This window comes from Kitasatospora sp. NPDC089509, from assembly GCF_044749365.1.
GTDB lineage: Bacteria > Actinomycetota > Actinomycetes > Streptomycetales > Streptomycetaceae > Kitasatospora.
Map to the genome: position 1 here is coordinate 238,139 of NZ_JBIVHS010000006.1, position 21,274 is coordinate 259,412.

Below are 21,274 nucleotides of genomic sequence, written 5' to 3' on the forward strand. Positions count from 1 at the left end.
CCCTGACGGACCTCAGGGGTGCGGGTCCGCCAGCACGCTCGGCACGCCGACGAACTCCGACTCCGGGCCGAACCGTTCCTCCAGCGCGTCCGCCAGGGCGGTCAGCGCGGCCGCGCCGTCGCCCCGGTACGAGGAGCCGTGCATCACCGCCAGGGTGCGCGGCCGCAGGTCGGCCAGGGCGCGCAGCGTGGTGGCGGCTGCGGTCAGGCAGGAGGTCTGGCGGAACAGCCGCTCGGACTCCAGGGCGGCCTCGACCAGGTCGGCCTCGGTCACGGCCGGACCGTTGCCGAGGTGGGTGAACAGGTCCCCGCAGAACAGGGTGCCGGTCTGCTCCTCGAACAGCACCCGCGCCTCCCAACCGTGCGGCACGTGCGGGGTGTTGATGTTGCGCAGCCGCCGGCGCACCTGCCGCCCGCCGAGGTCCAGCACCTCGCCGTCGTCCATCGGCACCGGCGGGCGGTCCGCGAGGTCGTTCAACGAGACCAGGCAGCCCAGCGTGTTGTGTGCCACCCGGGCGTGCGGGGCGGCCGCCAGGAACTCGTTCATCGCCCCGCACTCGTCCGCCTCGACGTGCCCGAAGGTGACCCAGCGCAACCGCTCCAGCGGCAGCACCCGGCTGATCGCCTCCGACACCACCGGGAACAGCTGCCGCATCCCGGTGTGGAAGAGCAGCGGCTCCTCGGCGTCGACCAGGAACTGGTTGAAGGTGAATCCGGCGGGCGGGGCGATCTCCGGGACGTGGGTCGACACCCGGTAGATCCGCTCGGCGATCTCGTCGATGCGTGTCTCCATGGGCCCGTTGCCTACCTGTCCCCCGGACGGGCCCCCGGCAGGCGGCGCCGGACATGCCGCCGGGGTCGCCGGTTCGGCTGAGCCCCGGGTGGCCGGAAGCCCGGACGGCCGGGGGCGGTCAGCCGGTGCCGGGGGCGCCCGGGGTACTGGTACTGCCGAACCGGCGGCGGTACTCGGTGGGGGTGGTGCCCAGGTGGCGGGCGAAGGCGCGGCGCAGGGTCTCGTCGCTGCCCAGGCCGCTGTGCCGGGCGGTGGCGGTGATGCTGTGCCCGTCCAGCAGCAGCTGCTGGGCGCGGTCCAGGCGGACCCGCTCGACCCAGCGGGCCGGGGTGGTGTGCAGTTCGGCCTGGAAGAGCCGGGTCAGGTGGCGGGTGCTGACGGCGGCGGTGGCGGCCATCGCGGGCAGGCTGTGGTCGGCGGCCGGGTCGGCGAGCACGGCGTCGGTGAGGGTGCGCAGCAGCTCGCCGCGGGCCGGCGGGGTGGCCAGCGCGGTGGAGAACTGGGACTGGCCGCCGGGGCGCTGCATGAAGACGACCAGTTCGCGGGCGATCTCCCGGGCGGTGTCGGGCCCGTGGTCGTGTTCGACCAGTGCCAGGGCGAGGTCGATGCCCGCGCTGATGCCCGCGCTGGTGTGGTAGCGCCCGTCCCGTACGTGCAGGGCGTCGGGTTCGACCCGGACCCGGGGGTGGCGCAGTTCGAGGGCCCGGGCGTGCCGCCAGTGGGTGGTGGCGCGGCGGCCGTCCAGCAGGCCCAGCGCGGCCAGCACGAAGGCGCCGCTGCACACCGAGGCGACCCGCTGCGCCCGTTCGGCCAGGCTTCGCGCGGCGGCGAGCAGGGCTTCGTCCGGGCCGCCGTCCGGGCCCTCGGCGGCGAGGTGGTCGGCGCCGGCGACCACCAGGGTGTCCAGCGGCCCCACGTCCTCCGGTGCGGCGGTGGCGGCCAGCGCGACGCCGTTGGAGGCGGTGACGGTGCCGCCGGACGGGGAGACCAGCACCGTCGCGTACGGGTGGCCGAGCCGCCCGGACTCGTGGAGCACCTCCAGCGGGCCGCTGACGTCCAGCAGGGTCACGCCGTCGAACACGAGGAAGGCGACCCGGCGCGTCATGTCCGGATCCGAGGGGTGGAGGTCTGTACGGACATGGCGCCAGCCTACCCGGCCGGGCGACGGTGGAGGAGTCCACCGATCGGCTCCCGAAGGAGATGACCCCCATGACCGACATGACCACCGGAACCACCGGAACCACCGAGACCGTCGCCGGCGTACGGATCCCGGACAGCGCCCTGGCCCGCGAGGCCACCGAACTGGTCCGGGACGCGGCCTCGCCGCTGATCTTCGACCACTCGCGCCGGGTGTACCTGTTCGGGGCGCTGCGCGGCGCCGAACAGGGCCTGGCGTACGACCCGGAGCTGCTCTACGTCGGGGCGATGTTCCACGACCTCGGCCTCACCGGGCGCTACGGCCGCACCGACCAGCGGTTCGAGATCGACGGCGCGGACGAGGCCCGCCGCTTCCTGACCGCCCACGGGATCGCCGACGAGCCGGCCCAGCGGGTGTGGACCGCGATCGCCCTGCACACCACCCCGGAGATCCCGCTGCACATGGCGCCGGAGATCGCCCTGGTCACCCGTGGCGTGGAACTCGACGTGTTGGGCCTCGGCTACCACGCCGTCAGCGCCGAGCAGCGGGCCGCCGTGGTCGCCGCCCACCCCCGGCCCGACTTCAAGAACCGGATCCTGGCCGCGTTCACCGAGGGCATCCGGAACCGCCCGGACAGCACCTTCGGCAACGTCAAGGCCGATGTGCTGGCGCACTTCGTCCCCGGCTTCGAGCGCGGCGACTTCGTCGAGGTCATCCGGGGCTCCGACTGGGCGGAGTGAGCCCGCCCCTTCGCCGTGGCAGGCTTGGCGGTCATGGAACAGGACGAGGCGGCGCCGCCGACCCTGCTGGTGGTGGACGGCGCGAACGTGGTGGGCTCGGTGCCGGACGGCTGGTGGCGGGACCGGCGGGCCGCCGCCGAACGGCTGCGGGACGCGCTGGTGGCGGTCGCCGCCCGGGGCGTGCCGGAGCACCCCGGTCCGCTGGAGGTGGTGCTGGTGGTCGAGGGCGCGGCCCGGGGCGTGAGCGGTGTGCCCGAGGTGCGGGTGGTGTCGGCGGTCGGCAGCGGCGACGACCGGATCGTGGAGCTGGTCCGCGAGGCCCGCGCCGAACACCCGGCGCGGGCCTGCGTGGTGGTCACCGCCGACCGTGAACTCCGCGGCCGGGTGGGCGCGTTGGGCGCGGCCGTGACGGGGCCGCGGAGCGTCCGGTCCTGAGCCGGCTCAGTCCTGGTGGACGGGCCGGATCTGGAGGGCATTGATGCCCCAGTGGATCGACGGGTCCGAGGTGTGCACGGTGAACTGGAAGTCCCGGCCCGGACGGGCGGGGATCTCCACCGAGCCGACGCCCACGGAGCCAACCGGGCACTGCACCGTGAAGTCGGCCGGGGCCTGGCCGCCTACGTGCACCCGCACCGAACCGCCGCCCTGGCAGCCGACGGTGACGGAGATCGGCAGCGTCTCGATCGCCGAGGCGGTCACCGCGCCGCCGTTCCCGACCCAGTCCGCGATCGAGAACATGGTGTCCTCGTCCGGGGTGGGCGGCAGGACCTGACCCGTCCCCAGGTGGCCGAACGGCTCGTCCGGGCCGGGCCCGTCGGTCGGCTGCGCCGACGCCGTCCCGAGCAGCGTCACCGACACCCCCAGCACCCCCGCCGCCATGGTCAGGGCGCGCGTCTTCGTCCGCTTCATGATCATCCCCCCGGATGTCCGTCGTCCGTGCCGGTGATCGGCACGCGCAGCGATCGTACGACGTCGAACGGCCGGGGCCGGTGGGGAGTGACGAGCACCACTCCGGACGACTCCGGCCGCACGGGAACCAACCGTTCCGGCCGTCCGACTGGTGGGGGGTGAATGCGAAGTCGCCGGGTGTCCGGCCGTTGAGTGTGCTGGCGGGGTTCGTCCTGCTGCTGGTGGTGGTGTTCGTGGTGGCGTACGCGGTGGGGCGGCAGGCCGGGCCGGTGGCGCCGGGGCTGACACCGAGCCGGGGCGCCGGAGCCTCGCCCGGCATGGGTGGGCACGACATGGGCGGCATGCGGTGAGCCCGGTCGCGGGAGCGGACGCCGACGCGCTGGTGTCCACCGACCTGGCGGTCGGCGGGATGACCTGCGCCGCCTGCGTGGGCCGGGTCGAGAAGCGGCTGGGCCGGATCGACGGGGTGACGGCCGGGGTGAACCTGGCGACCGGCCGGGCTCGGGTGCTGCACCCCGCCGGGGTGTCCGTGGACGAGCTGGTCGCGGCGGTCGAACGGGCCGGTTACACCGCCGAGTTGGCACCGGCCGGGGTGCCCGCCGGGATCGCCGCCGAGGAGCCGGACGAGCGGTGGCGCCTGCTGGTGACGGCGCTGCTGGCCGTCCCGGTGCTGGTGCTGTCGATGGTGCCCGGGCTGCAGTTCACCGGCTGGCAGTGGGTCTGCTTCGGGCTGGCCGTCCCGGTGGTGACCTGGGGTTCGGCAGGCTTCCACCGGCGGGCCGGGCAGGGGCTGCGGCACGCCGCGGCGACCATGGACACCCTGGTCAGCCTGGGCGTCCTGGCCTCCTTCGGCTGGTCCGCGTACGCCCTGTTCCTCGGCGGCGCCGGGCAGTTGGGCATGCGGATGCCGTTCTCGCTGACCGCCGACGGCGGCGGCGCCGCGCACGTGTACCTGGAGGCGGCGGTCGGCGTACCGCTGTTCGTGCTGGCCGGGCGACTGCTGGAGGGCCGGGTGCGCCGCCGCAGCGGCTCCGCGCTGCGGGCGCTCGCCGAGCTGGGCGCCAAGCAGGTGTGCGTCCGGGCGGAGGACGGCGAGGAACGGCTGATACCGATCGAACTCCTGCTGCCCGGGCAGGAGTTCGTGGTGCGACCGGGGGAACGGGTGGCCACCGACGGGGTGGTGCTCGAAGGGGGTTCGGCACTCGACCTGAGTCTGCTGACCGGGGAGAGCGTGCCGGTCGAGGTCGGCCCCGGGGACCGGGTCGCCGGGGCGACGGTGAACGTCGGCGGCGCGCTGGTGGTCCGGGCCACGGCGGTCGGCGCGGACACCCAACTGGCCCGGATCACCGCCCTGGTGGCCGACGCCCAGGCCGGCAAGGCCCGGGCGCAGCGGCTGGCGGACGCGGTGGCCGGGGTGTTCGTCCCGTGCGTGCTGACGGTCGCGGTGAGCGTGCTGGGCTTCTGGCTGGGCGCGGGCGCGGCCCCGCAGGCGGCGGTGACGGCGGCGGTCGCCGTCCTGGTGGTGGCCTGCCCGTGCGCGCTCGGCCTGGCCACCCCGACGGCACTGCTGGCGGCCACCGGCCGGGGCGCCGAACTGGGCGTGCTGGTACGCGGACCGGAGGTGCTGGAGAGCCTGCGCCGGGTGGACACCGTGGTGGTCGACAAGACCGGCACGCTGACCACCGGCCGGATGGAGCTGACGGCGGTGACCGTCGCCGAGGACGGTGCGGAGCAGGAGGTGCTGCGGCTGGCGGGCGCGGTCGAGCACCGCTCGGAGCACCCGATCGGACGGGCCGTCGCGGCCGCCGCCCGGGAGCGCTGCGGGGCCCTGCCCCCGGTGGACGGCTTCGCCGCCACGACCGGCCTCGGGGTGTCCGGCACGGTCGAGGGCCGGACCGTCCGGGCCGTCCGGCCGGACGGCGCCGAACTGCCCCCCGCACTCGACGCGGCGGTGGCGGCGGCCGGAGCGGCCGGCCGCAGCGCCGTCCTGGTGGAACTGGACGGGCGGGCCGCGGCCGTGCTGGCGGTCGGCGACACCCTGCGCTCCGGCAGTTGGCGGGCCCTCCACCGGCTGCGCGGGATGGGCCTGGAGACCGTCCTGCTGACCGGCGACGGCCCCGGCGCGGCCCGGACGGTGGCCGCCGAACTGGGCATCGAGCAGGTCCACTCCTCGGCCTCGCCCGAGCGCAAGGCCGAGGTGGTGGCCGAACTGCGCGCCGCCGGACGGACGGTGGCGGTGGTCGGCGACGGCGTCAACGACGCGGTCGCCCTGGCCTCGGCCGACCTCGGGGTGGCGCTGGCCTCCGGCAGCGACGCCGCGATCGGCGCCGCCGGACTGACCCTGGTCCGCGGCGAGATCGAGGCGGTGGTGGACGCCGTACGGCTGGCCCGGCAGACCCTCGCCACCATCCGGGCCAACCTGCTCTGGGCCTTCGGCTACAACCTGGTGCTGATCCCGCTGGCGGCCGTCGGACTGCTGAACCCGATGCTGGCGGCGGTCGCGATGTCGCTCAGCTCCCTGCTGGTGGTGGGCAACAGCCTGCGGCTGCGCACCTGGGAACCGGGGCGCGGCCAGCGGAAGGGGGCCCGGCGATGAGGGCGGGCAAGCGGCTCAAGGCGGCCGGCCCGGCGACGGCGTGGGCCGAGCGGCTCGGGACGGCCGAGCGGCTCAGGGTGGTCGGCCCGCCGGTCGGCGCGGCGGTGCTCGCGCTGGCCCTGCTCACCGGCTGGACGGCGGTCGGCGGCGCCGGGCGCCCCCGCCCGGTGGTAGCCGACAACGGCTGGATACTGCAGCCCACGGCGGGCGCGGCCCCGGCCACCGCGGCGTTCTTCACGATCCGCAACCCGGGCGACGTGCCGGACGAACTCACCGGCGCTAGCTGGGAGTTCGGCGGACCGATCACCCTCAAGCGGCACCTGCACCAGGGCTCGGCGGGCCGCTGGGAACCGGTCGCCGCGCTGCCCGTGCCCGGCCGGGGCGAACTGGCGATGTCACCGGAGGACGCCGACCTGATGATCGCCGCCCCGCCCCCGTTGCGGCCCGGCCAGCAGGTGGCCTTCACCCTCACCTTCCGGCACAGCCCGCCCCTGCAGCTCACCGCCGTGGTCCGCACGCCGGCCGACCGGCCGCGCTGAGCTGAGCTGAGCTGAGCCGAGCCGAGCCGAGCCGAGCTGAACCGTTTCGGCCCGGCCTCGGGGGGTTCCCCGAGGCCGGGCCGAAACGCTGCGGGGCCCGTCACCCGTGCGGGACGACCGCCACCGGCGCCTCGGCGTGGTGCAGCGCCGCGTGGGCGACCCGGCCGAGCCGGGGGCCGAACTCGACCGGGCGGCGACGCCGGCCCACGACCACCAGGGCGGCCCCGGCCGAGGACTCGACCAGGCCGCGGGCCACGCCCAGGCGAACGTCCTCGACCACCGCGACCTCCGGGTGCCGCTCGCGCGGCCCGGCCAGGGCGAGCGACAGCAGCTTCGCCTCCAGGGTCTCCAGCTGGGCGACCTCACCGGCCGGGACGGCGCCGCCCGCGTAGCCGAACAGCGGGGGCAGGTCCCAGCCGTGGACGGCCCGGAGCCGGGCGCCGCGCAGGGCGGCCGCGCGGAAGGCGAAGTCCAGCACCTCCTCCTCGGGGGCGTGGGCGTCGACCCCGACCACCACCTCACCGGCGCCCGGGGAACCCGGGGAACCGGCGGAGCCCGCCTCCCGCACCACGACCACCGGCACCTCGCTGCGCCCGGCCACCGCCATGCTGACCGAGCCCAGCAGCAGCCCGGCGAAGCCGCCGTGCCCGCGCGAGCCGAGCACCAGCAGACCGGCGTCCGCCGCGGCCGCGACCAGCCCGTCCACCGGGGCGTCCAGGACGGCGTCGGTGTGCACGGCCAGGTCCGGGTGGTCCGCGCGGACCGCATCGGCGGCCTCGGCCAGGGTGCGCTGGGCGGCGGCCGGCAGGTCGTCGGGCTCGGCGAAGGAGGACACACCGTCGGTCAGCCACGGCCAGGCGTGCACCAGCCGCAGCGGGGCCCCGCGCCGCAGCGCCTCCTCGGCGGCCCAACGGGCGGCGACGGTGCTCGCCGCGGAGCCGTCGACCCCGGCCACAACGGTTGACGTCATGAGAGTTCCTCCACTGGTTCGGCCACTGGTCCGGCTCCGGCGACGGTGCGCCCTGACGCCCCGTCCGTACTGCTCCGCCCCTCACCCTGCCCTCCGCCGGCGACCCGGCGCCAGAGGCCGCAAGCCCTGCGCGCACGGGACGAAAGACCCGCCCCCGGGCACCCTACGGGCGACCCCGCCCTGCACCCCGCCGACACCCGGGCACTACCGTGAGGACACAGCATTCCCGCTGGTCGGACGGCCCCGCGCCGCCCGGCCGGGCAAGCGGGCGGACGAGGAGGACAGCGGTGGGCGGAGCGGACGGCAGCGCGGCGGGCGGCGGCGCGCGGATGCCCCGACTGCGCCTGGACGAGCTGCTGGAGGAGCTCCAGTGGCGGATCGACGCGGCGCGCGGGACGCAGAACCGGGTGCACAGCCTGCTGGAGGCGGTGCTCGCGGTCGGCCGCGAACTGGACCTCGCCCAGGCGCTGCACCGGATCGTCGAGGCCGCCGTCGACCTGGTGGACGCCCGCTACGGCGCGCTGGGCGTGATCGGGCCGGACGGGCACACCCTGTCGCAGTTCCTGACGGTCGGTCTGTCCGAGGGCGAGATCGCGGAGATCGGCCCGCCGCCCTCCGGCCGGGGCATCCTCGGCGAACTGATCCGCCACCCGCAGCCGCTGCGCTGCCCGGTGCTCTCCGAGCACCCGGCCTCGGCCGGCTTCCCGCCCGACCACCCGCCGATGCACACCTTCCTGGGGGTGCCGGTGCGGGTGCACGGCGAGGTGTTCGGCAACCTCTACCTGACCGACAAGCGCGGCGGGCTGGACTTCGACGAGGACGACGAGGCGGTGATCTCCACCCTGGCGGTCGCGGCCGGGGTCGCCATCGACAACGCCCGGCTGTACGAGGAGGCACAGCTGCGCCAGCGCTGGCTGCGGGCCAGCACCGAGATCACCCGCAGCCTGCTGTCCGGCGCGCCGCGCCTGGAGGTGGTGGAGCTGATCGCCCGTCGGGCCCGGGAGATCGCCGGCGCCGAGCTGGCGGACGTCTCGGTGGCGCTGGCCGGCCCGGAGGAGCGGGCCGAGGAGCTGGCGGTGGAGGTCGCGCTCGGCGCCGAGCCCACCGCGCGGCTGGGCGTGACGGTGCCGGTGGACGGCACCCTCTCCGGCGCCGCGTACGCCTCCGGCTCGCCCGCCACCAGCGACGACCTGGCCTGCGACCCGCGCTTCCCGGCCGGTCCGGCGGGCCGCTTCGACGGGCTGGGCCCGGCCGTCGCGGTACCGCTGGGCACCGGCCCCGGGTACGGGCGCGGCGTGCTGCTGCTGGCCCGGGCACAGGGGCAGCCGGCCTTCGGGCCGGAGGAGACCGGCCCGCTGCTGGGCTTCGCCGACCAGGCCGCGCTGGCCCTGGAGCTGGCCGAACGGCGGCGCGACGCCGAGCAGTTGAACCTGCTGGAGGACCGCGACCGGATCGCCCGGGACCTGCACGACCTGGCCATCCAACGGCTGTTCGCCACCGGGATGACGCTGCAGAGCGCGGGCCGGCTGATCGACAGCCCGGCCGCCGCCGACCGGGTCGCCCGCGCGGTGGCGGACCTGGACGAGACCATCAAGATCATCCGCTCGACCATCTTCGGCCTGCGCGCCCACAGCGAACCCGACCGCGGACTGCGCGCCCGCGCCACCCGGGTCGTCACCGAGGCGCAGGGCCCGCTCGGCCTCGCGCCGCGGCTGAGCATGGAGGGCCTGCTGGACACCGACGTGCCGCAGGAACTCGCCGAGCACGTGGTCGCGGTCCTGGCGGAGGCCCTCAGCAACGCCGCCCGGCACGCCCGGGCCACCCGGGTCGAGGTCACCCTGCGGGCGCTGGCCGGGCGGGTGGTGCTCACCGTCACGGACGACGGGGTGGGCATCCCCGAGGGCGGGCGGCGCAGCGGGCTGCGCAACCTCGCCGAGCGCGCCGAACGGGTCGGCGGGGTCTTCACCCACGGCCCGGCGGACGGCTCCGCAGCGAGCGCGGGCGGCGGTGAGGCCGGCGGGACCCGGCTGGTGTGGGAGGCCCCGCTGGGCCGCTGAACCGCCCGGGTAGGCCGCTGAACCACCCGGGTGGGCCGCTGACCCGCCCACGCGGCTCCCGGAGCCGCCCGCCGCCGTACGGGGGAACTCCGCCACCGCCGCCGCGCCGCGCTCCCGGCCCCGGGCCGGGCCGCCCCTAGCCTGCTCGCGTTCCCCTTCCCGCCTGCCGCCACGCCCGGCGGCCGGCGGTGGAGCCAGCCGAGCACGAGCACGAGGACGGCCGATGGCCCACGAGTCACCCGCGACCGCCGCCCCGCCCCCGGGCACCGCCGAGGTCCCGTCCGCGCCGCCGCCCAGCGGGCCGGTGACGGCCCTGCGGCTGGCCGTCGCCGCGGCCGGCGCGCTGCCCGCCGTGGTGCTGCGGCTGGCCGGGATCCACCCCGCACCGGTGCCGGCCATGCTGCTGTTCGGCCTGGGCGTGCTGTCGGCGGCGCTGCTGCTGATGTGGGCGGCGGAGACGGCCCGGGCGGACATCTCCGGTCCGCTCGCGCTGGCCCTGCTCGCCTTCATCGCCGTCCTGCCCGAGTACGCCGTCGACCTCTGGTTCGCCTACACGGCCGGCACCCGCCCCGAGTACGCCGCCTACGCGGCCGCCAACATGACCGGCGCCAACCGGCTGCTGGTCGGCATCGGCTGGCCGCTGGTGGCGCTGGCCGGGTACTTCGCCGCCCGTCGCCGGGGCGCCGCGCCGGGGATCACCCTGCGCGAGCACCGCCGGATCGACACCGCCTTCCTGGGCGCCGCCGCCCTGGTGGCCTTCGTGATGCCGGCGACCCGGCAGATCTCCTGGGTGCTGTCGGTGGTGCTGATCGCCTGGTACGCCTACTACCTGTTCCGGATCAGCCGCTGCAGCGAGACCGACGAGGAGGAACTCCTCGGCGTCCCGGCCCGGTTGGCGCTGCTGCCGGCCCGCCGCCGGCAGGCCGTCACGGTGCTGGTGTTCGTCGCGGCCGCGGCCGTGGTCTTCGCCTGCGCCGAGCCCTTCGCCACCTCACTGGTCGATGCCGGGTCCTCGCTGGGCATCGACCGCTTCCTGCTGGTGCAGTGGCTGGCCCCGCTGGCCTCCGAGGCCCCCGAACTGATCGTCGCGGTGGTCTTCGCCTGGCGGCTGCGCGGCGACGACGGGCTGGGCGCGCTGCTCTCCAGCAAGGTCAACCAGTGGAGCCTGCTGATCGGCTGCCTCCCGCTCGCCCACCTGCTGGGCGGCGGCCCGGCCTCGCTCCCGCTGGTCGAACGCCAGGTGGACGAGGTGCTGCTGACCGCCGCGCAGACCGTCCTCGCCGTCGTCCTCCTGCTGGACCTGCGCTTCCAGCCGTGGAAGGCCGGGCTGCTGTTCGTCCTCTTCGTTGCGCAGTTCGTCCTGCCCGGGGAGTCCGCCCGGCTGGTACTGAGCGGGGTCTACCTCGGCCTGGCGGTGCCGATGCTCGCCGTCCGGCTGCGTGAACTGCCGCCCACGGTACGGGCCCTGGCGGGTCGGATCGCGGGCGATCCGCACTGAAGCCGCACTCCCCCGTGTTGCCCCGCACCGCCCCTACGCACTGCGCCCGGCGGGCGGGCGGCGCGGCCAGGACGCCCGGCAGGTGTTCGGTGAACACCTCGGGGCGTTCCATGGTCGGGTGGTGACAGGACCCTCAGCCGCGGAAGGCGAGCAGGCGGTAGCGCGGGTCGGGGCGCGGGGCGTCCTGGTCCGGCAGGGCCGCCAACGCCCGCACCGCGGCGGCGAGTTCCGCGGGCTCCCGGCACCACGGGAGCCGGCCGCGCTCGGCGGCCTCCCGCCAGGCCCGGGGGCTGCGACCCTGGCCGAGGCCGGGGAACGACGTCTCGCCCACCGGACGCAGGCCGAGCGCGGTGGCCTGGGCGGTCAGCAGGTCGGCGGCGTCCGGCACCCGCGGGGCGTGGCGACGGCGCAGTGCGGCGGTGGCCTCGGCGAGGTCGCTCGACTCGGTGAAGTACGCGTCGTTCTTGTCCGCCGTGGTGACCAGCACCCCGCCCGGGCGCAGCACCCGGCGGGCCTCCGCCAGCACGGGCGCGGCGTCGGGCAGCAGGTGGAGCAGCCAGACCAGCAGCACGGCGTCCACCGTGCCCGCGCGCAGCGGCAGTTGCGCGGCGTCCGCGCACAGCACGGCGCCGGGCAGCCGGCGCGCCGCGAGCCGCAGCATCCCGGGTGAGCGGTCGGCGCCCAGAACGGTCCGGCCGGGGCGGAGCAGCCGGGCGGTGACGATGCCCGTGCCGCAGGCGACGTCCAGCACCACCCGCGCACCGACCGGCAGCAGCCGTTCGACGGCCGCCGCGGCGACCCGGGCCCGTGGTTCGCCGCCGCGCGAGGCGTCGTAGTCGCGCGCCTCGGCGTCGTAGTCGAGCATCGGCCGCCTCCGTTCCGGGCGTAGTCAAGCGAACCGGAGGGCGGTCGGGCAAGTACCGCGCACGGATCGGCCGGCGGCCCTCCCCGTTCCGCCCGCGCGGCACTGACGTGACGTCAGAACATGTCAACCACACCGTCCTTGCCCGAACAGTCGGACCAGTCCGGGGCGGTTCACAGTTCCGCCACGGGGCCTTGGAAGAACACCCTCAACATCCATTGTCGCCACGCATGTTCGAAGGTAGAGTCGCCGTTCGCCGAGCACGGATGAGCGGTTCTCAGCGCATTTGGGGCGGGCATGTCAATTAATCGCGGTTCCCTCCAGGTCGCCCCCGACCTGCTCGACGTGTTCAGAGATATCGCACGTCGAAATCCCCATCGTCCGGCGATCGTCCACAACGGACGCGCCCTGACCTACCGCCGGCTCCTGGAGTCGGTGAACACCCTGGCCGACGGCCTGGGACCGGCGCCCGGCACGGTCGCCGTACCGGCCGTCCACGCGACCGGAACGGTGGTCGCACTGCTCGGCGTGCTGACCGCCGGGGGCGCCTATTGCCCCGTCGATCCGGCATTCCCGACGGCCCGCCGACACGCCATGGCGGCGGCCGCGCAGTGCCGTACCGCGGTGTCCGGAAGCTCCGGCGACCGGCTCCGACTCGGCCTCCGATTAGTGGCGTCACCGGAACCGCCGGAAATCGCCGGGAACCCCCCGGGAAGCCCCCCGGGGGATCCACCCGGGACGGACCCGGAACAACCGGCCTGCATTCTCTTCACGTCGGGTTCGACCGGGCAGCCGAAACCCGTCCTCACCCCCCGCCGGGCCCTCACGGCCACCGCCCGCGCCCTGGGCCGGCTGTTCGGGCTCACCCCCGAGGACCGGGTGCTCCAGTTCGCCTCCCTGAACTGGGACACCAGCTTCGAGGAGATCCTCCCCACCCTCACCACCGGCGCGACCCTGGTCATCGACCGGGACGCGCACAGCGGCTCCTTCCCCCGGTTCCTGCGACTGCTCGACCGCGAGCGGATCACCGTCCTGGACCTGCCGACCGCCTTCTGGCACGAACTGGTCCACCACCTGGTCGACTCGGGCGACCGACTGCCCTCCTGCCTCCGCCTGCTGGTGATCGGCGGGGAGGCGGCCGCACCCGCCCGGCTGGCCGACTGGACCCGGCTGCCGACCGGCGGGATCAGGCTGCTGAACACCTACGGCTGCACCGAGACCACCCAGATCACCCACGCCGTGGACCTCGCCGGCCCGCTCGCCCCCGGGCGGCACTGGGACGGCACCGCCCGCGCCCCGATCGGCCTCGCCCTGCCGCACGTCGTCGAACGCATCGACGAGCGGGGCGAGTTGCTGATCGGCGGCCCGTCCGTCGCGCTCGGCTACCTCGGCCTGCCCGAGGCCACCGCGGCACGCTTCACCACCCTGGACGGCGAACGCTACTTCCGCACCGGCGACCGGACGGCCCGCGACCCGGACGGGCTGCTCACCCACCAGGGCCGACTGGACGGCGAGTTGAAGGTCCGCGGCATCCGGGTGGACCCGGCCGAGGTGGAGGCCCACCTCACCGCCCACCCGGACGTCACCGCCGCCGCCGTCACCGGCGCCACCGAGGCCGGCCGCACCACCCTGGTCGCGTACGTGGTGGCGCGCCCGCACGCCGCCGCCCGCGCACCCGGCCCCGAATTCGGCCGCGCACTGCTGCAGCACCTGCGGGAGCGGGTCCCCGGCCACCTCGTACCGGCTCGGATCACCCTCGTGCCCGCCCTGCCGCACACCCCGAGCGGCAAGGTCGACCGGGCCGGCTGCCACCGGCAGTACGCGACCCACCCCGACAGGTCGAGACCGAAGGAGACCCCTCGTGAACACTGACCCCGTGCGCACCGCCGAACCCACCGCCCCCGCCACCCCGGAGGCGCTGGCCGCCGTCTTCCGGCGGGTCCTGGAACGCGAGGACGTCACCGCCGACTCCGACTTCTTCGACCTGGGCGGGGACTCGCTGGTCGCCACCCGGGTGCTGAGCGCCGTCGCCCGCCTCCACGGCGTGGAACTGACCTTCGACGACTTCCTGTTCGCGCCCACCCCGGCCCGCCTGGCCCGGCGGATCGCGGCCGCCGCATGAACGAGGGCCACAGACGCAGCGCGGTCGTGGTCGGCGCCGGCCTCGCCGGACTCACCGCCGCGACCGGACTGGCCGCCCACGGCTACGCCGTCACCGTCCTGGAGGCCCGGGACCGGGTCGGCGGCCGCACCCACGGCATCGAGGCCGCCCCCGGCGTCCGGGTCGACGCCGGCGCCGCCTACCTCGGCGACCGGCACACCGAACTGCTCGCACTGGCAGCGGACTTGGGCCTCAAGACCACCCCCACCACGATGCTCGGTGCCAGCCGCTTCGCCCTCACCCCCGACCGCCCCGACAGCACCGGCAGCCCTGCCCGTCCCGACCGCCCTGCCCGTCCCGACACTCCCGGCGCCGGGGACGAACCCGCCACCCGGGACGGCCGGTTCCCCCCGCTGGACGCCGTCGCCCTCGGCGACCTCTTCGAGCGGCTGACCGAACTCACCGACGCGGTACGGCCCGAGGCCCCCTGGCTCACCCCGGACGCCGAGCGGCTGGACGCCCTCACCGCCGCCGACTGGGCCGAGCAGCACGTCACCCACCCCGACGCCCGGCTGTTCTTCCCGCTCTTCCTCGGCGAGATGTGCGCCGCCGACCCGGCCGACCTCTCCGTCCTCCACCTCGCCTTCTACCTGCGCTCCGGCGGCGGCCTGCGCTACCTCAACGCCTTCGCCGGCGGCGCCCAGCAGGACCGGATCGACGGCGGCGCCCACCAGCTCTGCGAGCGGCTGGCCGAACCGCTGGGCGCCCGGGTACGCCTCGGCGAGCCGGTCCGGGCCGTCCACCAGGACGACCGGTCGGTGACGGTGCACACCGACCGGGGCGCCCACCGGGCCGACGTCGCGGTGCTGGCGCTGCCGCCGCTGCTCGCCGACGCCGTCGCGTACGAACCCGCCCTGCCCGCACCACGCGCCGGGGACCGCACCGCGCGCGGCTGCGCGATCAAGGTCCACCTGGTCTACCCGTCCCCGCTCTGGCGCGAACACGGCCTCTCCGGCTGGTCGGTGAACGCCCGGGGGCCGCTGCTCTCCACCGTGGACGACTCGCCCGGCGGCGGCCCGCCCACGGCGGGGATCGGCGTGCTGACCGGCTTCGTCACCGGCGCCGAGGCCCACCGCTTCGGCGCCCTCACCCCCGAACGGCAGCACGCCGAGGCCGCCGGCCAGGCCGCCCGGCTGTTCCCGATGCTGCCCGAGCCGCTCGACGTCCACGTCACCGACTGGCTCGACGACCCCTACAGCCGGGGCTGTTACGCCGCCCTGCTCGGCCCCGGCGACTGGATCCGCACCGGCCCGACCCTCACCCGGCCGCACCGACGGGTGCACTGGGCCGGCACCGAGACCAGCACCGCGTTCTTCGGCCTGATGGAGGGCGCGGTCCGCTCCGGCCACCGGGTGGTCGCCGAGATCCTCGCCCGCGCCTGAGCCCGCGCCTGAGCCCGCGCCTGAGTCCGCACCTGAGCCCACGGCCCTCCCTCCCCCTTCACCTTCACCTCCACCACGCCCCCCAGGCGCCCGCCCCACCGGGCCGCGCGCCCGGCACCCCACGCCCGGAGATCCCATGAGCGACCAGACCGCCCCGAGCGGGCAGACCCCCATCGCGCCGCTCGCCGCCCGCGAGCGGCTGATGGCCGAACCCGCCCTCGGGGCCGGCAACTTCCTCGACCACGCGGTCGCGGCGAACCCGCACCGGTCCGTCCCCTCCGTCTTCACCCACCGCACCGACCACCGCGGTGAGGTCGTGCTGCGCGGCCACAGCCTGCTCGACCTGGTCGCCCTGCGCGACCGCTACGCCGCCTGGTACCACGCCAACGGGGTCCGTCCCGGCGAGCCGGTCGCCGTGGTGGTCGGCGAGGGCCTGGAGCCGCTGCTGCACTTCCTCGCGCTCACCTCGCTCGGCGCCGTCCCCGCACTGGTCAACGACGCGCTGCGGCACGACGTGCTGGTGCGCTACCTGGACCACGTGGGGGTGGTCGGCGTGGTCGCCGACGACACCACCCGGCTGGCCGCCGCCTACCGGCAGGACCCGCAGCGGCGGCCCCGCTTCCTCGCCCCGGCCGCCGAGGTCCGGGCCTTCGACGCCGACGCCGTCACCCTGCCCACCGGGCACCCGTACCGGCACGCCGCCGAGGACGTGGTGGCGCTGATCCACTCCTCCGGCACCACCGGCACCCCCAAGTCCACCATGCTGGCGCACCGCGGCTTCTGGGACGGCAAGCAGCCCCGGATGACCCGCTTCCCCGCCGAGCCGTACGACCGGCTGATGTCGCTGATGCCGCACACCCACGCGGGCGGCCTCAGCTACTTCCTCACCGCCGTACTGCTCGGGCTGCCGACCGTGGTGATGTCGGACTGGCGCCGCGTCGTCGTCGAGCCGGTGATGGAGGCCTTCCAGCCGACCATGGTCGCCTCCTTCCCGCGCACCTTCGTCGAACTGGCCACCGGCGAGCTGCCGGTGCGCGGCGCGGCCCGGGTGCACTCCTGGTTCAACACCGGCGACAGCGCCCACCACGGGCACATCCGCCGACTGGTCACCCTCGGCGAGCGGCCCGCCGGACTGGTCCGCCCCTGGCTGCTGCCGCGCGAGAAGGCGGAACAACCCGCCCTGCCCGGTTCGCAGTTCATCGACGGCCTGGGCTCCTCGGAGATGGGCATGGCCCTGTTCGGGCAGGTCACCACCCCGGAGAGCGAACGGGACGACCGCTGCGTGGGCCGACCGCTGGAGGTGGTCCGCCGGGCCGCCGTCCTGGACCACAACGGCACCGAAGTCCCGGACGGCACGGTCGGGTTGCTCGCCGTCGACGCCCCCTCGCTGACCCCCGGCTACTGGAACGACGAGCGGCTGACCGCGAGCTTCGAGCTGGCCGGCTACTGGCTCACCGGCGACGTCGCCCGCCGCGGCGCCGACGGCCGCTTCCACCACCTCGACCGCACGGTGGACGTCATCGACACCGTCCACGGCCCGGTCTACAGCCTGCCGGTCGAGGAGGTGCTGCTGGCCGACTGCGCCGAACTGATCCGGGACTGCGCGGTGGTGGGCGTCCCGGCCGGCCCCGGAGGCGGTCAACTCCCCATCGCCGTCGTCCAGTTGCAGGAGGTCCGGGCCGAGGTCGAGGCCGGGGCCGGGGCCGGAGCCGAGGAGGTGCGCGCCGCCGCCAACCGGGCACTGGCCGCCGCCGGGCTGCCCGCCCTCGCCGCCGTCCGACTCGCCCTGAAGCCCGAGGACTTCCCGCTCGGCCCGACCGGCAAGGTGCTCAAACGCGAACTGCGCACCCGCCACGCCGGCCTCCTCACCGGCCAGTAGGGCACCGTGGACCACCCCGCCGACGGCACCGACCACACCGGCCGTGCCGACCCCACCGACCGCCCGGTGATCCGCCAGCCGTACCAGTACACCCGGACGCCCCTGGTCGAACCGGACTGGCGCCGACTGCCCGGCTGGCGCCAGGTCACCGAGGCCCAGTGGCGCGACGCCCAGTGGCAGCGCGCCCACTCCGTCCGGACCGCCCGCCAGCTGCGGGCCGTCGTCGGCGACCTGCTCACCGACCACGTCTACACCGAACTCGCCGCCGACCAGGTCCAGTTCGCCACCATGCCGGTGCTGCTGCCGCCCCAGGTGCTGAACACCATGGCCGCCGACGCACCGACCGAGCCGGGCGCCTTCACCGACGCCTTCCTCGCCGACCCGGTGCGCCGCTACATGCTGCCCGTGCGCACCGACCGCCACCCGCGCTGGCCCAGCCACCCCCGGGCCGAACGGGACTCCCTGCACGAGGCCGAGATGTGGGCCGTCGAGGGCCTGACCCACCGCTACCCCACCAAGGTGCTGGCCGAGCTGACCGCCACCTGCCCCCAGTACTGCGGCCAGTGCACCCGGATGGACCTGGTCGGCACCTCCACCCCGCAGGTCGCCAAGACCCGGCTGCTGCTGCGCCCCGCCGACCGCCAGGAGCAGATCCTCGACTACCTCAAGCGCACCCCCTCGGTGCGCGACGTGGTGCTCTCCGGCGGCGACCTCGCCAACGTGCCCTGGCCGCGCCTGGAGTCCTTCCTGCTGCGGCTGCTGGAACTCGGCTCGGTCCGCGACATCCGGCTCGCCAGCAAGGCCGTGGTGGGCCTGCCCCAGCACTGGCTGCAGCCCCGGGTGCTGGCCGGCGTGGCGCGGGTCGCCGGGATCGCCGCCCGCCGGTCCGTCAACCTCGCCGTGCACACCCACGCCAACCACGTCCGCTCGGTCACCCCGCTGGTCGCCGAGGCGGCCCGGGCGCTGCTGGACGCGGGCGTCCGGGACGTCCGCAACCAGGGCGTGCTGATGCGCGGCGTCAACGACACCCCGCAGGACCTGCTGGACCTCTGCTTCGCCCTCCAGGGCGAGGCCAACGTGCTGCCGTACTACTTCTACCTCTGCGACCTCGTGCCGGGCGCCGAGCACTGGCGCACCCCGCTGCACCGGGCGCAGCACCTCCAGGAGGCGATCATGGGCTACCTGCCCGGCTACGCCACCCCGCGCCTGGTCTGCGACGTCCCGCGGGTCGGCAAGCGCTGGGTGCACCAGGCGGTGGCGTACGACCGCGAGCGCGGCATCTCGTACTGGACCAAGAACTACCGCACCAGCCTGGAGGGCGACGCCGCCGACCCGGACGTCCTCGACCGCCGCCACGCCTACTACGACCCGGTGGACACCCTGCCCGAGGCCGGCCGCCGCTGGTGGGCCGGGCAGGCCGCCACCCCCGGACCCGCACCCGCGCCCGCACCCCGAGGAGCCGCATGAACACCGCCGACCAGGCCGACCCCGCCGACCCGGCCGGCCCGCTGCGCCGGATGTGCTGGATCTTCCCCGACCGGGAGTCCTCCCGGATGGCCGAGATGTGGCACGGCTTCTTCTGGGACCGCTACGCCGAGTGCGCCGCCGAACTCGGCCTGCACTGGAGCCGGCACGCCCCGGACGCCGTCAGCGTGGACGCCACCGGCCCCGGCCGCCCCCGGGTGTACGTGGACGACGAGTTGGTCACCCCCGAGTCCACCCTGTTCATCACCGCGCTCTACTCGCTGCCGTACCAGGCGATGGACGTCTTCAACCAGTACGCCCTGTACGCGGTGCTCGAACAGGCCGGCTTCTACCTGCCGTTCCCGCCGCAGGTGTCGCTGATCGGCAACGACAAGCTGGCCACCCTGCTGTTCCTGGCCGGCTCCCCGGTCCCGACCATCCCGACCGTGCGGATCGGCACCGGGCGGGAGACCGCCAAGTACGGCTACGAGGTGGCGCTCGGCGGCATGACCTACCCGGCCATCGTCAAGCCGGCCGGCTGGTGCGGCGGCGGCGGGATCAACCTGGCCCGCGGCCCCGAGGACGTCCGCGGCCTGGCCACCCTCGCCCAGGGCGGCGACACCACCCTGGTGATCCAGCCGTACCTGGGCGACGGCACCGTCGACTACCGGGTGTACGTGGTCGACGGCCGCCCGTACGCGGTGATGAAGCGCACCCCGCTGCCCGGCTCCCCAGTGGCCAACGCCAGCCGCGGCGGGACCATGGAGTTCCCCCCGGTACCTCCCGAACTCGCCGCCGCCACCGCCTGGTTCGCCGAACGGCTGCCGATCCCGTTCTTCTGCGTCGACTTCCTCCACGACGGCGAGCGCTACTGGTTCTCCGAGCTGGAGCCGGACGGCGTGATCGCCCCCGACCTCACCGACCCGGACCGCACCCTGCAACGCGACGTCACCCGGGCCCGGTTCGCCGCCTACCGGGACGGCCACGCCAAGTGGCTCGCCGACGGCGCCCGCCCGCTCACCCTCCCCCTCGGCCCCGACCACCGGACGGACCCCCGATGACCGCCTTCTCCCTCCCCCCGGAGGAAGCCGCCCCGCGGCTGTCCGTCGCCCGGCGCACCCTCGCCCGCCTGCGGACCGTGCCCGGCCTCGCCGAACGCTACGAAGGCCACCCGGACGTCCGCACCCTCGACGGCCTCGCCGCGCTCCCGCCGCTGGCCAAGGACGACCTCAACACCGCCCTCGCCCACCTGGAACCGGCCGCCGAGCACACCGCCACCTGGCTGTTCCAGAGTGGCGGCTCCACCGGCGCGCCCAAGCTCGGCTACGCCCCCACCGGCTTCTACATGGCCGGCGTGCACGCCCACTGGCAACCGCTGGACCGCTCGGACGTCTTCGTCAACGCCTGGGGCGCGGGCCGGATGTGGGGCGCCCACTTCCTGGCCGCCGCGCTCGCCGACCTCGCCGGCTGCCGGATCATCGCCCTCGGCTCGGTCACCGCGGCGGAGTACGGCCCGTGGCTGGAGTTCCTGGCCGCCCGGCGGGTGACGGCCATCGGCGGCACCCCCAGCGTGCTGCGGCTCTGGTTCACCCACGCCCGCGCCGCCGGGATCCGCCTGCCCGACCTGCGCAAGGTGCTGTGGCTCGGCGAGGCCTGGCAGGACCAACTCGCCGAGGACCTCGCGGTGGTGGCCCCGCAGGCCCGCCGCTGGGGCATGTTCGGCAGCACCGAGACCTGGGTCGTCGCCACCAACACCCCGGACTGCCCGGCCGACACCTTCCACCCGCTGCCGCACCAGTTGGTGCACGCCGACGCCGACGGCCTGCTGGACTTCACCACCCTCGACCCCGAGATGCTCAACCCTGTGCTGCGCTACCGCACCGGCGACGCGGGCGAGTTGACCGGCTGCCCGTGCGGCCGCCGGGGCCCGGCGATGCGGGTGCACGGCCGCCGCGACAGCGTCGTCCAGGTGCGCGGCCTCGGACTGGACGTGGACCAGGTGATCGCCCACGCGGAACGCGCACCCGGCGTCGCCCGCGCCCAGCTCGTACTCACCCGACGGGGCGGCCGGGTCACCGAGTTGGACGTCCTGCTGCTCACCGCCCCCGGCGCCGCCCCGGACACCGGCCGGCTGCGCAGGGAACTGCTCGCCGCCACCTTCACCCTGAGCACCGCCTTCCAGCACGACCCCGGCAACGTCCGGGTCCGCACGGTCAGCGAGCTGATCGGCAACGAGCGCACCGGCAAGACCGCCGCCCTGGTCGTCCGGGAGGAGACGTGAAGAGCG

At 75.7% G+C, this 21,274-nt stretch carries 19 protein-coding genes; 14 read left to right on the plus strand and 5 right to left on the minus strand.

Annotated features, from left to right (window positions below; translation table 11 throughout):
• Positions 1 to 12 precede the first annotated feature (12 nt).
• A complete protein-coding gene (locus tag ACIP4P_RS15625) occupies positions 13 to 792 on the minus strand; it encodes an MBL fold metallo-hydrolase (protein ID WP_350513089.1) in 780 nt (259 codons plus the stop codon).
• Between the two features lie 118 nt (positions 793 to 910).
• The gene (locus ACIP4P_RS15630; RefSeq protein WP_400918311.1) at positions 911 to 1,897 is read right to left on the minus strand and encodes a GlxA family transcriptional regulator; all 987 of its coding nucleotides are present in this window, start codon (positions 1,895 to 1,897) and stop codon (positions 911 to 913) included.
• Between the two features lie 104 nt (positions 1,898 to 2,001).
• Between ACIP4P_RS15630 and ACIP4P_RS15635 the strand changes: the two genes are divergently transcribed.
• Both ACIP4P_RS15635 and ACIP4P_RS15640 read left to right on the plus strand, forming a co-directional pair.
• Complete coding sequence (locus ACIP4P_RS15635) at positions 2,002 to 2,670, plus strand: HD domain-containing protein (RefSeq protein ID WP_400918314.1); 669 nt, start codon at positions 2,002 to 2,004, stop codon at positions 2,668 to 2,670.
• 33 nt (positions 2,671 to 2,703) lie between these two features.
• Entirely contained in the window at positions 2,704 to 3,105 is a 402-nt protein-coding gene (locus ACIP4P_RS15640) for an NTP pyrophosphohydrolase (protein ID WP_400918317.1), read from the plus strand.
• 6 nt (positions 3,106 to 3,111) lie between these two features.
• On the opposite strand, the gene ACIP4P_RS15645 is transcribed toward ACIP4P_RS15640, so the two are convergent.
• Positions 3,112 to 3,579, minus strand: a complete 468-nt coding sequence (locus ACIP4P_RS15645; RefSeq protein ID WP_400918320.1) for a hypothetical protein — start codon at positions 3,577 to 3,579, stop codon at positions 3,112 to 3,114.
• 188 nt (positions 3,580 to 3,767) lie between these two features.
• Between ACIP4P_RS15645 and ACIP4P_RS15650 the strand changes: the two genes are divergently transcribed.
• Genes ACIP4P_RS15650 through ACIP4P_RS15660 form a run of 3 tightly spaced genes read left to right on the plus strand, consistent with a single transcriptional unit; the run spans position 3,768 to position 6,714 of the window.
• Positions 3,768 to 3,929, plus strand: coding sequence for a hypothetical protein (locus ACIP4P_RS15650; protein ID WP_400918323.1), 162 nt, complete (start codon positions 3,768 to 3,770; stop codon positions 3,927 to 3,929).
• Positions 3,926 to 6,175 (plus strand): heavy metal translocating P-type ATPase, encoded by a 2,250-nt coding sequence (locus ACIP4P_RS15655; RefSeq protein WP_400918326.1) that lies wholly within the window; start codon positions 3,926 to 3,928, stop codon positions 6,173 to 6,175. Before ACIP4P_RS15650 ends, ACIP4P_RS15655 begins: the two co-directional genes overlap by 4 nt.
• Entirely contained in the window at positions 6,172 to 6,714 is a 543-nt protein-coding gene (locus tag ACIP4P_RS15660) for a copper chaperone PCu(A)C (protein WP_400918329.1), read from the plus strand. The genes ACIP4P_RS15655 and ACIP4P_RS15660 overlap by 4 nt, the downstream gene beginning before the upstream one ends.
• A 100-nt stretch (positions 6,715 to 6,814) precedes the next feature.
• On the opposite strand, the gene ACIP4P_RS15665 is transcribed toward ACIP4P_RS15660, so the two are convergent.
• Positions 6,815 to 7,684, minus strand: a complete 870-nt coding sequence (locus ACIP4P_RS15665) for a universal stress protein (protein ID WP_400918332.1) — start codon at positions 7,682 to 7,684, stop codon at positions 6,815 to 6,817.
• 329 nt (positions 7,685 to 8,013) lie between these two features.
• On the opposite strand from ACIP4P_RS15665, the gene ACIP4P_RS15670 reads away from it, so the two are divergent.
• Together ACIP4P_RS15670 and ACIP4P_RS15675 are read left to right on the plus strand one after the other, a co-directional pair.
• Positions 8,014 to 9,741 carry a GAF domain-containing protein gene (locus ACIP4P_RS15670; RefSeq protein WP_400918877.1) on the plus strand — a complete coding sequence of 576 codons (1,728 nt, stop codon included), beginning with the start codon at positions 8,014 to 8,016 and terminating at the stop codon, positions 9,739 to 9,741.
• Positions 9,742 to 9,964: 223 nt separating this feature from the next.
• Complete coding sequence (locus ACIP4P_RS15675; protein ID WP_400918335.1) at positions 9,965 to 11,239, plus strand: hypothetical protein; 1,275 nt, start codon at positions 9,965 to 9,967, stop codon at positions 11,237 to 11,239.
• A gap of 133 nt (positions 11,240 to 11,372) precedes the next feature.
• On the opposite strand, the gene ACIP4P_RS15680 is transcribed toward ACIP4P_RS15675, so the two are convergent.
• Entirely contained in the window at positions 11,373 to 12,104 is a 732-nt protein-coding gene (locus ACIP4P_RS15680) for a class I SAM-dependent methyltransferase (RefSeq protein WP_400918337.1), read from the minus strand.
• A gap of 294 nt (positions 12,105 to 12,398) precedes the next feature.
• Here ACIP4P_RS15680 and ACIP4P_RS15685 point away from each other — a divergent pair, with 294 nt between their 5' ends.
• From ACIP4P_RS15685 to ACIP4P_RS15715, 7 genes are all read left to right on the plus strand, one after another.
• On the plus strand, positions 12,399 to 13,973 hold the full coding sequence (locus ACIP4P_RS15685) for an amino acid adenylation domain-containing protein (protein WP_400918340.1): 1,575 nt from the start codon (positions 12,399 to 12,401) through the stop codon (positions 13,971 to 13,973).
• Positions 13,963 to 14,223 carry an acyl carrier protein gene (locus tag ACIP4P_RS15690; RefSeq protein WP_350513077.1) on the plus strand — a complete coding sequence of 87 codons (261 nt, stop codon included), beginning with the start codon at positions 13,963 to 13,965 and terminating at the stop codon, positions 14,221 to 14,223. Before ACIP4P_RS15685 ends, ACIP4P_RS15690 begins: the two co-directional genes overlap by 11 nt.
• Positions 14,220 to 15,644, plus strand: a complete 1,425-nt coding sequence (locus ACIP4P_RS15695) for a flavin monoamine oxidase family protein (RefSeq protein ID WP_400918343.1) — start codon at positions 14,220 to 14,222, stop codon at positions 15,642 to 15,644. Before ACIP4P_RS15690 ends, ACIP4P_RS15695 begins: the two co-directional genes overlap by 4 nt.
• Before the next feature lie 136 nt (positions 15,645 to 15,780).
• Complete coding sequence (locus tag ACIP4P_RS15700; RefSeq protein WP_400918346.1) at positions 15,781 to 17,523, plus strand: class I adenylate-forming enzyme family protein; 1,743 nt, start codon at positions 15,781 to 15,783, stop codon at positions 17,521 to 17,523.
• 66 nt (positions 17,524 to 17,589) lie between these two features.
• Positions 17,590 to 18,990: a KamA family radical SAM protein gene (locus ACIP4P_RS15705; protein ID WP_400918881.1), complete on the plus strand. Its 1,401-nt coding sequence runs from the start codon at positions 17,590 to 17,592 to the stop codon at positions 18,988 to 18,990.
• Positions 18,987 to 20,048, plus strand: a complete 1,062-nt coding sequence (locus tag ACIP4P_RS15710) for a RimK family alpha-L-glutamate ligase (RefSeq protein ID WP_400918349.1) — start codon at positions 18,987 to 18,989, stop codon at positions 20,046 to 20,048. The genes ACIP4P_RS15705 and ACIP4P_RS15710 overlap by 4 nt, the downstream gene beginning before the upstream one ends.
• On the plus strand, positions 20,045 to 21,268 hold the full coding sequence (locus ACIP4P_RS15715) for an AMP-binding protein (RefSeq protein WP_400918351.1): 1,224 nt from the start codon (positions 20,045 to 20,047) through the stop codon (positions 21,266 to 21,268). Before ACIP4P_RS15710 ends, ACIP4P_RS15715 begins: the two co-directional genes overlap by 4 nt.
• Positions 21,269 to 21,274 lie beyond the last annotated feature (6 nt).

Excerpts from the sequence above, each read along its gene's own strand:
- ACIP4P_RS15660 (WP_400918329.1), top strand. The coding sequence starts at position 6,172 with ATGAGGGCGGGCAAGCGGCTCAAGGCGGCCGGCCCGGCGACGGCGTGG.
- ACIP4P_RS15640 (WP_400918317.1), top strand. The coding sequence starts at position 2,704 with ATGGAACAGGACGAGGCGGCGCCGCCGACCCTGCTGGTGGTGGACGGC.
- ACIP4P_RS15675 (WP_400918335.1), top strand. The coding sequence starts at position 9,965 with ATGGCCCACGAGTCACCCGCGACCGCCGCCCCGCCCCCGGGCACCGCC.
- ACIP4P_RS15700 (WP_400918346.1), top strand. The coding sequence starts at position 15,781 with ATGAGCGACCAGACCGCCCCGAGCGGGCAGACCCCCATCGCGCCGCTC.
- ACIP4P_RS15635 (WP_400918314.1), top strand. The coding sequence starts at position 2,002 with ATGACCGACATGACCACCGGAACCACCGGAACCACCGAGACCGTCGCC.
- ACIP4P_RS15715 (WP_400918351.1), top strand. The coding sequence starts at position 20,045 with ATGACCGCCTTCTCCCTCCCCCCGGAGGAAGCCGCCCCGCGGCTGTCC.
- ACIP4P_RS15630 (WP_400918311.1), bottom strand. The coding sequence starts at position 1,897 with ATGACGCGCCGGGTCGCCTTCCTCGTGTTCGACGGCGTGACCCTGCTG.
- ACIP4P_RS15695 (WP_400918343.1), top strand. The coding sequence starts at position 14,220 with ATGAACGAGGGCCACAGACGCAGCGCGGTCGTGGTCGGCGCCGGCCTC.
- ACIP4P_RS15625 (WP_350513089.1), bottom strand. The coding sequence starts at position 792 with ATGGAGACACGCATCGACGAGATCGCCGAGCGGATCTACCGGGTGTCG.
- ACIP4P_RS15670 (WP_400918877.1), top strand. The coding sequence starts at position 8,014 with ATGCCCCGACTGCGCCTGGACGAGCTGCTGGAGGAGCTCCAGTGGCGG.
- ACIP4P_RS15710 (WP_400918349.1), top strand. The coding sequence starts at position 18,987 with ATGAACACCGCCGACCAGGCCGACCCCGCCGACCCGGCCGGCCCGCTG.
- ACIP4P_RS15665 (WP_400918332.1), bottom strand. The coding sequence starts at position 7,684 with ATGACGTCAACCGTTGTGGCCGGGGTCGACGGCTCCGCGGCGAGCACC.
- ACIP4P_RS15680 (WP_400918337.1), bottom strand. The coding sequence starts at position 12,104 with ATGCTCGACTACGACGCCGAGGCGCGCGACTACGACGCCTCGCGCGGC.
- ACIP4P_RS15685 (WP_400918340.1), top strand. The coding sequence starts at position 12,399 with ATGTCAATTAATCGCGGTTCCCTCCAGGTCGCCCCCGACCTGCTCGAC.
- ACIP4P_RS15645 (WP_400918320.1), bottom strand. The coding sequence starts at position 3,579 with ATGAAGCGGACGAAGACGCGCGCCCTGACCATGGCGGCGGGGGTGCTG.